The 14,293-nt window shown below is 68.7% G+C and carries 14 protein-coding genes; 12 read left to right on the top strand and 2 right to left on the bottom strand.

Annotated elements, in window-relative coordinates; all coding sequences use genetic code 11:
• Nucleotides 1–3 precede the first annotated feature (3 nt).
• Genes EV643_RS28260 through ligD form a run of 5 tightly spaced genes read left to right on the top strand, consistent with a single transcriptional unit; the run spans nucleotide 4 to nucleotide 4,958 of the window.
• Nucleotides 4–1,140 (top strand): ABC transporter ATP-binding protein, encoded by a 1,137-nt coding sequence (locus EV643_RS28260; RefSeq protein ID WP_133803195.1) that lies wholly within the window; start codon nucleotides 4–6, stop codon nucleotides 1,138–1,140.
• Complete coding sequence (locus EV643_RS28255; protein ID WP_133803194.1) at nucleotides 1,137–2,063, top strand: acetylxylan esterase; 927 nt, start codon at nucleotides 1,137–1,139, stop codon at nucleotides 2,061–2,063. Before EV643_RS28260 ends, EV643_RS28255 begins: the two co-directional genes overlap by 4 nt.
• A gap of 3 nt (nucleotides 2,064–2,066) precedes the next feature.
• Nucleotides 2,067–2,915: an acetylxylan esterase gene (locus EV643_RS28250; protein WP_133803193.1), complete on the top strand. Its 849-nt coding sequence runs from the start codon at nucleotides 2,067–2,069 to the stop codon at nucleotides 2,913–2,915.
• Nucleotides 2,912–4,015, top strand: coding sequence for a hypothetical protein (locus tag EV643_RS28245; protein WP_133803192.1), 1,104 nt, complete (start codon nucleotides 2,912–2,914; stop codon nucleotides 4,013–4,015). The genes EV643_RS28250 and EV643_RS28245 overlap by 4 nt, the downstream gene beginning before the upstream one ends.
• Nucleotides 3,987–4,958 carry a non-homologous end-joining DNA ligase gene (ligD, locus tag EV643_RS28240; RefSeq protein WP_133803191.1) on the top strand — a complete coding sequence of 324 codons (972 nt, stop codon included), beginning with the start codon at nucleotides 3,987–3,989 and terminating at the stop codon, nucleotides 4,956–4,958. Before EV643_RS28245 ends, ligD begins: the two co-directional genes overlap by 29 nt.
• A gap of 3 nt (nucleotides 4,959–4,961) precedes the next feature.
• Here ligD and EV643_RS28235 read toward each other — a convergent pair whose 3' ends face one another.
• Complete coding sequence (locus tag EV643_RS28235) at nucleotides 4,962–5,534, bottom strand: TetR/AcrR family transcriptional regulator (RefSeq protein ID WP_133803190.1); 573 nt, start codon at nucleotides 5,532–5,534, stop codon at nucleotides 4,962–4,964.
• Nucleotides 5,535–5,664: 130 nt separating this feature from the next.
• On the opposite strand from EV643_RS28235, the gene EV643_RS28230 reads away from it, so the two are divergent.
• Together EV643_RS28230 and EV643_RS28225 are read left to right on the top strand one after the other, a co-directional pair.
• Nucleotides 5,665–6,594: an alpha/beta hydrolase gene (locus tag EV643_RS28230; protein ID WP_133803189.1), complete on the top strand. Its 930-nt coding sequence runs from the start codon at nucleotides 5,665–5,667 to the stop codon at nucleotides 6,592–6,594.
• A 30-nt stretch (nucleotides 6,595–6,624) separates the two neighbouring features.
• Entirely contained in the window at nucleotides 6,625–7,329 is a 705-nt protein-coding gene (locus EV643_RS28225; protein WP_133803188.1) for an alpha/beta fold hydrolase, read from the top strand.
• Here the strand turns inward: EV643_RS28225 and mug are convergent.
• On the bottom strand, nucleotides 7,313–7,822 hold the full coding sequence (mug, locus tag EV643_RS28220) for a G/U mismatch-specific DNA glycosylase (protein WP_133803187.1): 510 nt from the start codon (nucleotides 7,820–7,822) through the stop codon (nucleotides 7,313–7,315). The two genes, EV643_RS28225 and mug, sit on opposite strands and share 17 nt — an antisense overlap.
• Before the next feature lie 74 nt (nucleotides 7,823–7,896).
• Between mug and EV643_RS28215 the strand changes: the two genes are divergently transcribed.
• From EV643_RS28215 to EV643_RS28195, 5 genes are read left to right on the top strand one after another with little or no spacing between them, the layout of a single operon-like run.
• Nucleotides 7,897–8,607, top strand: coding sequence for a Clp protease N-terminal domain-containing protein (locus EV643_RS28215; protein WP_133803186.1), 711 nt, complete (start codon nucleotides 7,897–7,899; stop codon nucleotides 8,605–8,607).
• Between the two features lie 10 nt (nucleotides 8,608–8,617).
• Complete coding sequence (locus EV643_RS28210; RefSeq protein ID WP_133803185.1) at nucleotides 8,618–9,901, top strand: serine hydrolase domain-containing protein; 1,284 nt, start codon at nucleotides 8,618–8,620, stop codon at nucleotides 9,899–9,901.
• A 3-nt stretch (nucleotides 9,902–9,904) separates the two neighbouring features.
• The gene (locus EV643_RS28205) at nucleotides 9,905–10,609 is read left to right on the top strand and encodes a MerR family transcriptional regulator (RefSeq protein WP_133803184.1); all 705 of its coding nucleotides are present in this window, start codon (nucleotides 9,905–9,907) and stop codon (nucleotides 10,607–10,609) included.
• A gap of 45 nt (nucleotides 10,610–10,654) precedes the next feature.
• Entirely contained in the window at nucleotides 10,655–12,052 is a 1,398-nt protein-coding gene (locus tag EV643_RS28200; protein ID WP_133803183.1) for an ATP-binding protein, read from the top strand.
• Nucleotide 12,053: 1 nt separating this feature from the next.
• Entirely contained in the window at nucleotides 12,054–14,015 is a 1,962-nt protein-coding gene (locus EV643_RS28195) for a vWA domain-containing protein (protein WP_133803182.1), read from the top strand.
• Nucleotides 14,016–14,293: the final 278 nt, after the last annotated feature.

The raw sequence follows: 14,293 nt of genomic DNA, 5'->3' as shown, positions 1-14,293 counted from the left end.
CAGATGGCTGAAGTGCGATTGGAAGGCATCACCAAGTCCTTCGGCGGCAAGACGGTCGTCAAGGACCTGAACCTGACCGTCGAGGACCGCGAGTTCCTCACCCTGGTCGGCCCGTCGGGCTGCGGCAAGTCGACCACGCTGCGGATGATCTGCGGCCTGGAACGGGCCACCGGCGGTGACATCTACTTCGACGGCAAGCCGGTCAGCTGGCTGCCGGCGAACAAGCGGGACGTGGCGATGGTGTTCCAGAGCTACGCGCTCTACCCGCACAAGACGGTCGGGCAGAACATCGGTTTCGCGCTCAAGATGATGCGGGTGCCGAAGGCAACGATCGCCGAGCAGGTGCTGAAGGCGGCCCGGACGCTCGACATCGAGGACCTGCTCGACCGCAAACCGCGCGAACTCTCCGGCGGCCAGCGGCAACGGGTCGCGCTCGGCCGGGCGATCGTCCGCGAGGCCGGGGCGTACCTGCTGGACGAACCGCTGTCCAACCTGGACGCCCAGTTGCGGGTGCTGATGCGGGCTGAGATCAAGCGGCTGCACGTGGACGTGGCCCGGACCTTCATCTACGTGACCCACGACCAGGTCGAGGCGATGACGATGTCGGACCGGATCGCGGTGATGCGCGACGGCGTCGTCCAGCAGTGCGCGACGCCCGAGGAGATCTACGAACGACCGGCTAACCGCTTCGTGGCTTCGTTCATGGGATCGCCGCCGATGAACTTCGTCACCGGTGAGTTGCAGGACGTCGATGGGGTCCGCATGTTCCGCAGTACGGCGACCGGGGCGGTGGGGCGGGGAAGGAATCAAGCACTGTCGCAGGAAGTGACCTTGTACGGCGGCGAGGGGCCGGCTGACGGGAAGGTCGTTCTCGGGGTCCGGCCCGAGGACGTGTCGCTGTCGCAGACCCCGTTGCCGGGGTATCGGCCGGGCAAGGTGTTCGTCGCCGAGCCGCTCGGGCCCGACGTACTCGTGACGGTCCGGCTCGACGGCGAGTTGGTCAAGGCGCGCGTGCCGACGCCGTTCCGGTTGGGCTACGACAGCACGGTCCACGTCGGCTTCAACCAGGATCGGCTGCACCTGTTCAACGCCTCCGATGGTCAAGCCCTGCAGGCACCGACTCGGGAGGAACGCCCTTGAGAGACCCCGAGAACGCCGTCGTCGAGGTGGAGCTGCCGGCCGACTTCGACGAGTTCTGGGCTGCGGGTCTGGCGGAGTGCGCGACGTATCCGTTGGATCCCGTACTCACCGAGCTGCCTGCGCTGTCGACCGACAAGGTGATCGTCTACGACCTGCGGTACACCAGTTACGGCGGACTGCGGATCGCCGGGTGGTACACGGTTCCCCGCGGCCTGCCGGCGCCGTACCCGGCACTGGTCACCATCCCGGGGTACATCTCCGAGCCGACTGTCCCGAAGGAGTGGTCGGAGCTCGGGTACGCCGCGCTGGCGGTCGCGCCGCGGGGCAAGCTGAGGTCGAACGACGTGTTCAACCCCGGGTATCCGGGACTGCTGACGCACAACATCGTCGACCACCACACGTACGGGTATCGCGGGTTCTACCTCGATGTGGTCCGCGCGGTCGACGTACTGCTCGATCGGCCGGAGGTGGATGCGGAACGGATCGGGCTGCAGGGGTCGAGTCAGGGTGGTGGGCTTGGGCTCAGTACGGCGGCTCTGCGGCCGGACGTCATTGCTTGCGTGGCGGCCGGTGCGCCGTACTTGTGCGGGATCATGACTGCGCCGACGCTGACTCGTTCGTATCCGTACGAGGAGATCAACGAGTACCTGCGGGCGCATCCGAAGGACGCCGATCGAGTCCGCGAGACGGTCGCGTACTACGACGGGCTGAACTTCGCGCCGAGGGTGCAGGCGCCGACGTTGCTCTACCTCGGGCTGGAGGACGACGTTTGCCCGCCGGAGACGGGGTTCGCCGTCCATCGCGCACTTCGTTGCGAGAAGCAACTGCACACCTTTCCACACTGTGCGCATCACGCCGGGTTGCCGGACGTGATGCGAATTGTTGAGGACTTCCTTGCCGATCACCTGAAGCCGGGACGGTGACGTATGGACTTCGAGAGTTATTGGGCGGCCGTCGACGACGAGTTGGCCGTCGTACCGGCGCGGGCGGTGCTGGAGTCGGTGGCGGAGCGGTCGACGGCGGAGTCGGTTTCGTACACCGTGCGGCTCACCAGTTCCGGGCCGTACCGGGTGTTCGGGCATCTCAGCATCCCGAGTGGTCCTGGTCCGTTCCCGGCGCTGCTGATGACACCGCGGTACGGGAGTGTGAACCACGTGCCGCATCCGAACGACCGGTCGCGGTACGTCGTTTTCGGGGTGATGCACCGGGGACAGCGGTTGGCCGACGAATCGTTCGCGGCCGCGTATCCGGGGTTGCTGACGCTCGGGATCGACGAACCCGCGTCGTACATCTATCGGGGCATCGTGGCGGACTGTCTGCGGGCGGCGGAGTTCCTGTTCGGGTTGGCGGAGGTCGATCCGGCGCGGGTTGCGGTGAGTGGTGACGACCTGGCGTTGCTGACAGCGGCGCGGCGGCCCGGATTCGGTGCCGTGCGGCTGTCGGAGTTGCTGTTCTACCGGGCGATGGAGGCGCGGCTGCGGTCGAGCCTCTATCCGTTGGAGGAGCTCAACGATCACTTGCGTGCTGGTGCCGTTGAAGAGCAAGTGTTGAAGACGTTGTCGTTCTTCGATCCGGTGCGGCACGCGTCGGCGGTCTCCGCGCCGACGCTGGTCGCGGCGGACGATGCCGACTGGTTCGCCCCGCTGATCGAGGCGTTGCCGGCTTCCGAGGTCTACCAGGTCACTCATCTGGACGGGACCGACAACGACGCCCTGGATGCCTGGCTGGCTGATCGCTTCGGTGTGCCGCCGATGTCACGCTTTGTACGGCCATGACCAACCCGCTCGGCGTTCGTCCGGTGATCAACGCGTCCGCGACGTTGACCGCGCTCGGCGGGTCGCTGATCGCGCCGCCCGCGTTGAAGGCGATGGCCGACGCGGCCGCGCACTTCGTCGATCTGCCCGAGCTTCACGCGCGGGTGGGCGAGCGACTGGCGGAGCTGACCGGCAACGAGGCGGCGTACGTGACCTCCGGCGCGGCGGCCGGGATCACACTGACCGTCGCAGCCTGTACTACGGACGCGAGGCAGGCGTTTCCGGCATCGGCTGATGTGGTGACGTTCGCGAGTCAGCGCAACGGATACGACTATGCCGCTCGATTGACCGGGGCCCGGATCGTCGAGGTCGGGCCGTCGGTCGACGAGTTGGAGCTGGCTCTCGAGAAGCGGCCGGTGTGCGTTCTTTGGTTTGCGGGAGCGCATTACGCCGCCGGCGCGTTGCCGGTGGAGGAGGTGATCCCGGTCGCCCGGGAGTACGGCGTACCGGTGATCGTTGATGCGGCGGCGCAGATCCCGCCGGTCGCTTCGTTGTGGCGGTTCACCGTGGAGCTCGCTGCTGATGCGGTGATCTTCAGCGGGGGCAAGGGGTTGCGGGGGCCGCAGTCGAGTGGGCTGGTGCTCGGGAGTCGCCGGATCGTGGAAGGTTGCCGCGCCCATGGTTCGCCGAACCAGGAGATCGGTCGTGGGATGAAGGTCGGCAAGGAGGAACTGCTCGGCCTGCTCGCGGCGGTCGAGTGGACGTTGGAGCAAGACGAGGACGCGCTGCTGGCCGGGTACGAGCGGATCGTCGCGGGCTGGGTGAATGGGTTGCGCGGGCTGCCGGGTGTCGTTGCCGAGCGGGGGTATCCGAGTGAGGCCGGACAGCCGCACGGCCGGGCGATCGTCTGGTTGACGGCGGAGAGTGGTTGGACCCGGGATGAGCTGGTCGCAGCGCTGTGGGACGGCGACCCGCGGATCGCGGTCGGCGTGGTCGGCGAGGAGGCGATCGCGCTCAACCCGCAGACACTCGAGCCGGGTGAGCCCGACGTGGTGCTGGACGCTTTGCTTGGTTACCTGACAGGCTCCCGACATGGCGAGCAAGCCGGACGAGACGCGTGACGGAGTACCGCTGACGAACCTCGACCAGCCGTTGTTCGACGGCGCCGAGGCGACCAAGCGGGACCTGGTGGACTACCTGGACGCGGTGCACGAGCGGATGCTGCCCGGGCTGCGGAACCGGCCGTTGTCGGTGATCCGGGTCCGCCCAGGGCAGGAACCGTTCATGCAGAAGAACGTCCCGAAATACACGCCTGAGTGGGTCAAGACGGCGACGGTATGGGCCGAGGCGTCGAAGCGGGAGGTGTCGTACGCGCTGTGCGACGATCGGCGGACGCTGCTGTGGTTCGCCAACCAGCGCGCGGTCGAGTACCACCCGACGCTGATGCGCGCCGACCGCTGGGATCGGGTCACTCAGCTCGTCTTCGACCTCGATCCGCCGGAGGGGGAGACGTTCGGGATGGCGGTGCAGGCGGCGTTTCTGGTCCGGCAGGCGCTGACCGAAGCCGGCCTGGAGGGCGCGGTCAAGACGAGTGGCGCGAAAGGCGTGCATGTGTTCGTGCCGATCGACGAGAGCGTGTCGATCGAAGACGCGGCCGCGGCGACCCGGGCTGTCGCGGCGCGAGCCGAGCGAATCGACCCGGCGGTCGCGACGACCGCGTACATCAAGGAGGAGCGCGGCGGGAAGGTCTTCGTCGACTCGACCCGATCCGGAGGCGCCACGGTGGTCGCGGCCTACAGCCCGCGCGTCCGCCCTGGTACTCCGGTGTCGTTCCCGGTCGGCTGGGACGACCTCGACCGGGTAGCTCCACGTGACTTCACCGTGCGCAACACGCCGGGTTTGCTGGGCAGCGCAGATCGTTGGGCCGCCCAACTGCCGGCTCCTCAGTCACTGCCGGACGACCTGCTCGAGGAAGGCCGAGCGATCCCCATCGCCCGAGTGGTCGCCATGCACGAAGGCAAACGCCGAGCCCGAGCCCGCCGGACCGCCGCCGAGGAGGGCTGACGGTCAGGTCGGTAGCGAGACCCGCATCAGGAGTACGGCGGCCTCGCGGGCGCGCTCGGCCGGTTTCGGGGAGCCGGAGATGGCGGACGTGGTGATGGCGCCTTCGCTGAGCAGGATGAGGTGGTCGGCGAGCTGGTCGGGGTCGGCCGCGCCGGCGGTCTGGGCGAGGTCGGTGAGGGCCTGCCGGAAGCCGGCCTTGTGCTGCTTGGCGAGTTCGGCGACGCGGGGCGAGATCGCGCCGAGTTCGCCGAAGGAGTTGATGAAAGCGCAGCCGCGGAAGTCGCGCTGGGTGAACCAGGCGGAGAGGAAGTCGAAGACGGCGAGGATCCGCTCGCGCGGCTCGGTCGCGGCGTCGAGGTGTTCCTGCAGCATCTGCTCCCATTGCCGGTTGCGGCCCGCGAGGTACGCCTCGATCAGCTTGTCCTTCGACGGGAACAGCTGGTAAAGCCGCTTGAGCGAGACGCCGGACGCCGCTCGGATCGCGTCCATCCCGACGGCCTGGACGCCGCGCTCGTAGAACAACCTGTCGGCCGCGTCCAGGACCTGCTGCTGTGCGGTCGCAGTGTCGATTGCCATGTCCAACCTCCTCGGGTGATCCCGGTCACCCGGCCTGCGCTTGCGTGGAGAACCATCGTTCTCTAGAGTAGCGGACAACGAGGGAGAACGCTCGTTCTCTCCCGATTCCGACTTCTTGGAGGAGAGTTCGATGACTGTTCTGGAACCCGCCGCCCAGGCCTTCGCCGACGCGACCGCGACCCCGCCGTTCCTGTTCCAGCTGGACCCCGCGGAGGGACGCAAACTGGTCGACGAGGTGCAGACCACCGACTACCCGAAGCTCGAGATCGACGAGGAGTGGGTGACCGCGGCCGACGGCACCAAGGCCCGGATGGTCCGCCCGGCCGGCTCGACCGGGGTGCTGCCGGTGATCCTCTACATCCACGGCGCCGGCTGGGTCTTCGGCAACGCCCACACCCACGACCGGCTGGTCCGCGAACTGGCCGTCGGCGCCGGTGCGGCCGTGGTCTTCCCGGAGTACGACCTCTCGCCGGAGCACCGGTACCCGCACGCGCTGGAGCAGAACTACGCCGTCGCCCGCTGGATCGTGGCCTCGGGCAACGACCACGGCCTGGACGCGAGCCGGCTGGCCGTCGCGGGCGACTCGGTCGGCGGCAACATGGCCGCCGCGGTGACGTTGCTCGCGAAGGAGCGCGGTGACGTGACCTTCCGCCAGCAGGTGCTGTTCTACCCGGTCACAGACGCGTCCTTCGACACCGCCTCGTACCGCGAGTTCGCCGAGGGCTACTTCCTGCGGCTCGACGGGATGCAGTGGTTCTGGGACCAGTACACGACCGACGAGGCCGAGCGGAACCAGATCACGGCGTCCCCGCTACGCGCGACCACTGAGCAGCTGACCGGCTTGCCGACCGCACTGGTGATCACCGCCGAAGCCGACGTACTGCGCGACGAAGGCGAGGCGTATGCGGCCAAGCTCCGCGAGGCCGGGGTCGCCGTCACGGCTGTCCGGTTCGGCGGCATCATCCACGACTTCGTGATGCTCGACGCCCTCCGCGACACCCACGCCGCGACCGCCGCGATCGACCTGGCCATCCGCACCCTCAAGTCCGCACTCGCCTGAATCTCTCACCTATATAGGAGGAGTACTTTCATGAACACCACCGTCGTCCTCGTCCACGGCGCTTTCGCTGACGCGGCCAGCTGGAACGGCGTGATCGACCGCCTGCAGAAGGCCGGCGTCACCGTCGCGGCGATCCCGAACCCGTTGCGTGGCCTGACCGCCGACGCGGCGTACGTCGCTTCCGCGGTCCGCCAGATCGAGGGGCCGGTCCTGCTCGTCGGCCACTCGTACGGCGGGGCCGTGATCAACGCAGCCACCCTGGGTCTGGACAACGTGGCCGGCCTGGTTCACGTGGCCGCGTTCATCCCGGATGCCGGGGAGAGCCTGGCGAGCATTTCCGCGAACTTCCCGGCGACGCCTTTCGGTGACGCGATCCGCCCGTCGCTCTACCCGCTGGCGGACGGGACCGAGGCGCCGGAGGTCCGCCTGGATCCGGCGGCGTACCCGGAGGTCTTCGCGGCCGACCTGCCGGCCGAGGTGACCCGGGTGCTGGCGGTCGCGCAGCGCCCGATCGCGGTGGCCGGTCTGGAGGAGAAGTTGGCGGTCGAGCCGGGCTGGAAGAAGTTGCCGTCGTGGACGCTGGTCGCCACCCAGGACAACGCGATCCACCCGGAGGCGCAGCGGTTCATGGCCGAGCGCGCCGGCGGCACGATCGTCGAGGTCGAAGGCTCGCACTCGGTCGCGGTCTCGCATCCGGACGCCGTCGCCGACCTCATCCTCAAGGCATTGAGCTAGCCGCTCGTAGTTCGGCGAATGCGGCCGTCAGTTTGGGCAGTGTGTAGTGCGCGTTCAGCCCGCTCGGGTTCGGGAGGATCCAGACCCGGGTCGGGCCGATCGTGCGTTCCTGCCGGCCCATCACGGCCTTCGGCAGGTTGAACGCCGCCCGGTACGCCGTGACGCCGACAACCGCGAGCCAAACGGGTTCGTAGGCGAGCACCTTCTTCACCAGATTCTCGCCACCCGCCGCGAACTCGGACCGGCTCAACTCCCCGGCCTGCGCGGTCGGACGATCCACCACGTTCGTGATCCCCAGTCCGAGGTCCAGCAACTCACTCTGCTCCGCCGGCTTCAGTTGCCGCGGCGTGAACCCGGACAGATGCAATGCCGGCCAGAACCGATTCCCCGGCCGTGCGAAGTGGTGCCCGGTCTCGGCCGACAGCAGCCCCGGGTTGATCCCGCAGAACAGAACCCGCAGCCCCGACCCGACCACATCCGCCAACTCCTGCATGCGGGAAGGGTAGAGCTTCTGCCTTCGTCAACTCAGGGTTGACGAGACCATGTCGTCAACCTAGGGTTGACGGCATGACTCCTGGACCTGATCTTCAGCAACTCATCGACACCATTCGCGAGGACGCGGGCAGCGACGACGCGCTCGATCAACTGGGCACCGCAGCCAGCACGATCAGTGATTTGACCGCGACCTCGGACGCGGCCCTTGGGTATTTCGTCGACCAGGCCCGGGGTGCGGGCAAGTCGTGGGTAGAGATCAGCGGCGTGCTCGGCGTCAGCAAACAGGCCGCACACAAGCGGTTCGCGGATACAGCCAAGCCGTCGTTCGAGCGCTTCACGGCCCGGACCAGGGCGGTCATGGAAGCCGCCCCTGGGGTTGCCCGTGACCACAACCACGCGTTCGTCGGCACCGAGCACCTGCTGCTCGCGCTCTACACCCAGCCCGAGGGGGTCGCGGCCAAGGTCCTCGTCGACCGAGGGCTCAGCGAGCAGGCCGTCGCGGACGCCGTGCACGCGATCGCGCCGGACGGTTCGGCAGACCAGCGGCCCGGCGACGACATAGTACTGCCGATGACCCCGCGTGCGGTGAGCGTATTGAAGTACACGCTGGACGAAGCCCTGGGTCTCGGCCACAACTACATCGGCACCGAACACCTGCTGTTGTCGCTCTACCACCATCCGGGCGGCGTGGCTGCCCAGGTGCTGCAGCAGTTGGGCCTGGACGAGGACGCGGCCCGCGAGGCGATCAAGGCCGCTCTGCTGGAGTTGATGCGAGCCAAGTAAGTTGGCCTCCATGGCTGATTGGACCGCCCGCTTGTCCGAGCTCGCCGCCGGGGCCGGAGTACCGGGCGCCGTGCTCGGGATCTGGGCGGACGGCAACGAGACCATCGCCCCGTACGGCGTGTTGAACCGGGGGACCGGCGTCGAGGTGACCGCCGACTCGGTGTTCCAGGTCGGGTCGATCACCAAGGCATGGACCGCGTCGATGATCGTCCAGTTGGCCGAGGAAGGCCGGCTGGCGCTCGACGACCCGGTGGTCAAGTTGTTGCCCGAAGCACCGATCGGCGGCCGGATCACGGTCCGGCACCTGCTCACCCACACCAGTGGCATCGACGGCGACGTGTTCACCGACACCGGTCGCGGCAACGACTGCCTCCGGAAGTACGTCGGGCTGCTGGCCGACGTGGAGCGGTTGTTCGAGCCGGGTACGGCGTACTCCTACTGCAACGCCGGATTCGTCCTGCTCGGCCGGATCATCGAGGTACTCGACGGCCCGACCTGGGACGAATCCCTCCGGGCCCGGCTGATCGAACCGCTCGGGTTGAAGTCGACCGTGACGCTGGCGGAGGAGGCGATCCTGCATCGCGCGGCGCTCGGCCACCTCGGCAGCGACGGATCGCCGGTGACCACTTGGCAGCTCCCACGCAGTCTCGGTCCGGCCGGGCTGATCACGCAGAGCGCGTCCGACCTGCTGCGGTTCGCGCGACTCCACCTGGACGACGACCGGTACGCACGCATGCGGGAGCCACAGGTCGCATACCCGGACCGGAACGGCGGCGTCACGGATATCGGGCTGGCCTGGCGGTTGTACGACTGGTCGGGCCGCAAGTTGTTCGGCCACGACGGCGGCACGATCTCGCAACTCTCATTCCTCCGGATCGATCCCGAGGCCAGGCTCGCGGTCTGCCTGCTGACGAACTCGGGCAACGGCGAGGCCCTGTTCGACGCGCTCGTCTCCGAGGTCTTCACCGAATACGTCGGAGTCGGAGTACCGGCATCCCCGCAACCCGTCGAGGCCGAAGTGGGCGATGAGCACCTCGGGCGGTACGAGCGGACCGGCATCGCGATGGAGGTGCTCCGGCGCGACGGCAAGCTGATCCTCGCCCAGGAGGCGACCGGTGATCGTCTCGCTTTCGCGGAAGAGCCAGTGGTCGAGTACGAGCTCCATCCCACCGAGCCGTTGGACGGGAACCACTTCGTCGTCCGCAGCTCCGAGGTAGTCCCTTGGTCGCCGGTCACTTTCACCCCGGAGTACCTGTTCGCCGCGGGGCGGGTCACCCCGCGCATTCAGGACTGACGGATGGGGTTGCGGCCGGTGGATCTGGCCCGGCGGGCCGGGGTGTCGACCCAGCTGGTGCGCAACTACGAGGCGGCCGGCGTGCTGCCGCCCGCGCCACGGTCGGAGAGCGGGTACCGGCAGTACGACCAGCGGCACCTGGAGGCCTTGCTCACCTATCGTGCGCTGGCGCCGGGGTTCGGGCCGGTGGACGCGACCACGATCATGCGGGCTGTGCACGACGGGGATCAGGCGCTCGCGCTACGCGCGGTCGATGCGAGTCATGCGGCGCTTCACGAACAACGGCTGGCCACTGATGCTGCGAGCGAGGCCCTCGGCGCCGCGGCGGAACAGTTCCTCGACTCCGAACCACTCGCCGGCCCTGCACTGCTGGTCGGTGAGCTGGCCCGCCAGCTGGGGATCCGGACGTCGGCGCTGCGGGTCTGGGAGTCGGCCGGTCTGTTGACCCCGACGCGGGAGCGGGGGACGAACTACCGCCGCTACTCGCCCCTGCAGATCCGGGACGCCCGAATCATCAACATGCTCCGCCAGGGCCGGTACGGGTTCGACCAGATCAGGCCGGTCCTCGACGGACTCCGCCGCACCGGCAGCACCGAGGCCCTCCGTGCCGCCGTCGCCGAACGACGGGCAGCCCACGACCGCCGTACCAGGGCCATGCTCCACGGCGCCGCCCTGCTGCATACCTATCTCGGTAGCGCCGAAGATTGAGATACCAGGGTTTTGGATTGGGGTTGGCGAGCTAACGTCGTCAGGGTGACCAGTGCACCTGCTGAACTTCCCCGGAAGGCCGGCGAGCTCCGGGCCGCCGGCTACCTTCCCCGTTCGATCAAGGCCGAGATCCGCGAAAACCTGCTGACCGAGTTGCGGGCCGGCCGCGACCCCTGGCCCGGCATCGTCGGATTCTCCCGGACTGTTATTCCCCAGCTGGAGCGTGCCCTGCTCGCGGGGCACGACGTAGTACTGCTCGGCGAGCGCGGCCAGGGCAAGACCCGGCTGCTCCGCACCCTGCTCGGGTTGCTCGACGAGTGGACCCCGGTGATCGAGGGAGCGGAGCTGCCCGAGCACCCGCTCGACCCGATCACCCCCGAGTCGAGGCGTCGCGCTGCCGAGCTCGGCGACGACCTGCCGGTGACCTGGCTGCACCGCAGCCTCCGGTACGCCGAGAAGCTCGCTACCCCGGACACGTCGGTCGGCGACCTGATCGGCGACGTCGACCCGGTCAAGGTCGCCGAGGGCCGCAGCCTCGGTGATCCGGAGACCATCCATTTCGGCCTGGTCCCGCGGGCGCACCGCGGGATCGTCGCGATCAACGAGCTGCCCGACCTGGCCGAGCGGATCCAGGTCGCGCTGCTCAACGTGATGGAGGAGCGCGACATCCAGGTCCGCGGCTACACCCTCCGGCTGCCGCTGGACGTGTTGCTGGTGGCAACGGCCAACCCGGAGGACTACACCAACCGCGGCCGCATCATCACTCCGCTGAAGGACCGATTCGGCGCCGAGGTCCGGACGCACTACCCGCTGGACGTCGACGCCGAGGTGGACGTCGTCCGGCAGGAGGCGCACCTGACCGCCGAGGTCGGTGAGCCGCTGCTCGAGGTGCTCGCGCGATTCGTCCGGCATCTTCGGGAGTCGACCGCGATCGACCAGCGGTCGGGTGTCTCTGCCCGATTCGCCGTCGCCGCGGCCGAGACTGTGGCCGCCGCTGCGTTGAGGCGGAGCGCGATCACCGGTGAGGAGCCGGCCGTGGCCCGACCGGTCGATCTCGACGCGGTTCCCGCCGTACTGCGGGGCAAGCTGGAGTTCGAGCCAGGTGAAGAGGGCCGTGAGACCGAGCTGCTGGAGTACCTGCTGCGCCGGTCGATCGCGGACACCGCACGCGAACGGTTCGCCGGGTTGGACCTCAGCCCGCTGGTGCAAGCCGTTGCCGACGGCCACCTTGTGACGACCGGTGAGCGGGTGCCCGGCCGCGAGGTACTGGCTGCACTTCCCGAGCTGCCGTTGCTGCATGACGTGGCGGCCCGCGCGGGAGCGGAGCCCGACGATTCGCCGGGCCGGATCGCGGCGGCGGTCGAGTTGGCGCTGGAGGCCTTGTACCTGTCCAAACGGCTGGCCAAGGACGCCGACGACGAGTCAACGGTTTACGGAGTCTGACGTGTCCGTCATACCGGAAGGCTGGTCGTACGGACCCTGGCACGAGGGGCCGGATCCGCTGGCGCCGCCGGTGGATCTGCGGGACGCCCTGGACGAGATCGGCCGGGATGTGATGGCCGGGTCGTCGCCGCGGTCCGCGTTGGAGGAGCTACTCCGGCGCGGGACCCGGAACACCCAGGGGCTCGACGATCTGACCCGGCGGATGTGGGAACGCCGTCGCGAGATCCAGCAGCGGCACAACCTCGAAGGCACCCTGCGGGACGTGCAGCGGCTGCTCGACGAAGCCCTTGAGGCGGAGCGGCACGAGCTGTTCCCGAACCCGTCCGACGACGCCCGATTCCGGGAGGCCCAGCTCGACGCGCTGCCCTCGGGTACGGCGGCCGCGGTGCGGGAGCTGGCGTCGTACGACTGGCAGTCCTCAGAGGCGCGGCAGAAGTACGAGGAGATCCGTGAGCTGCTCGGCCGCGAGTTGCTCGGGTCGCGCTTCGAGGGGATGAAGGAGGCGCTGCAGAACACGACGCCCGAGGACGTCGAGCGGATCAACGAGATGCTCGCCGACCTCAACGCATTGCTCGCCGCGCACGCGCAGGGCCGGCCGGACGTCGACCAGTTGTTCGAGCAGTTCATGGCCAAGCACGGCGAGTTCTTCCCGGAGAACCCGCGCAACGTCGACGAGCTGATCGACGTACTGGCGAGGCGGGCCGCGGCCGCGCAGCGGATGCTGAACTCGATGACGCCGGAGCAGAGGGACGAGTTGGCCGGGCTCGCGCAGCAAGCGTTCGGCAGTCCGCAGCTCGCGCAACAGCTGGCCCAGCTGGACGCGCAACTGCAGTCGTTGCGGCCGGGGGAGGACTGGTACTCCTCGGAGCGGATGAGTGGTGACGACCCGCTCGGTCTGGCCGAGGGCGCCCGCGCGATGTCCGACCTGGCCGAGCTGGACGCGCTCGCCGAGCAGCTCGCCCAGTCGTATCCGGGCGCCCGGTTGGAGGACATCGACCTCGACGCGCTCACCCGCCAACTCGGCGACGAGGCGACCGTCGACGCCCGCCGGCTGACCGAGCTCGAACGCGAGCTCCGCAATCAAGGTCTGCTCGAACGCGCTCCCGACGGAACACTGCGTCTCTCCCCGAAGGCCCTGCGGCAACTCGGCCAGACCGCGCTCTCCGACGTACTGCGGGCCGCGCGCGGCCAGTCGGGTGAACGTGATTCGGCGTCCGCCGGAGCCGCCGGGGAGCCCAGTGGCTCGAGTCGTCCATGGCAGTTCGGCGACACCCAGCCCTGGGACGTACCGCGGACCGTGAACAACGCAGTACTGCGAACCGCCGGGCGCGAAGGTGGTTCGGTGAAGCTGGACGTGTCCGACGTCGAGGTTGCCGAGACCGAACACCGGGCGCGAGCCGCGGTCGCGTTGCTGGTGGACACCTCCTGGTCGATGGTCCAGGAGGGACGCTGGCTCCCGATGAAGCGGACGGCGCTCGCGCTGCACCAACTCATCTCCACCCGCTACCGCAACGACGCCCTCCAGTTGATCACCTTCGGCCGGTACGCCGGGGTGGTCGAACTGCCGCAACTCATCGGTCTGGAAGGCACCTGGGAGCAGGGCACCAATGCCCATCACGCGTTGCTCCTCGCGGGACGTCATCTCCGCCGGCACCCGGACGCGCAGCCCGTCGTCCTGATGGTCACCGACGGGGAGCCGACCGCTCACCTGGAACCGGACGGCACAGCCGAGTTCTCGTACCCGCCCGAACCGGCGACGCTGCGCAAGACGATCTTCGAGGTAGACCGGCTGGCCAAGCTCGGCGCCTCGCTGACCGTGTTCCGGCTCGGCGACGATCCGCGGCTGGAGGCGTTCGTCGATCTGCTCGCCCGGCGCAGCGGCGGCCGGGTGCTGGCACCCGACCCGGACGGCCTCGGCGCGGCCGTCGTCGGCGACTACCTGAGGACCCGTCGCAAGCTCTGAGACGGACAGTCCACAGCTCTGGACGGACAGGCCACAGGCGGGGAGTACCCATCTCGAAGGTGGGTTACTCCCCGCCTCTCGTTTTCCTCGGTGAATGCGGCGAATGTCTCGCGTTGTCAACCAGGTAAGGCTTTTCCGGCCCTGAAGGTGTGGGCAGCGTCACCTCCGCAGAGTGAGACCAGTGGTCAACTGGACTGGTTTTTTGACTTACCCTGAAAAGACGCCCGCGCCACCGGAGTCGAAGGGCCGAGCGGTCATCACGCCGCGCCTCGGAGCAC

This window comes from Kribbella caucasensis, assembly GCF_004361855.1.
In the GTDB taxonomy this organism is placed as follows: Bacteria; Actinomycetota; Actinomycetes; order Propionibacteriales; family Kribbellaceae; genus Kribbella; species Kribbella caucasensis.
The sequence above is the reverse complement of the archived record's forward strand: the minus strand, read 5'-3'. Positions and strand labels throughout refer to the sequence as shown.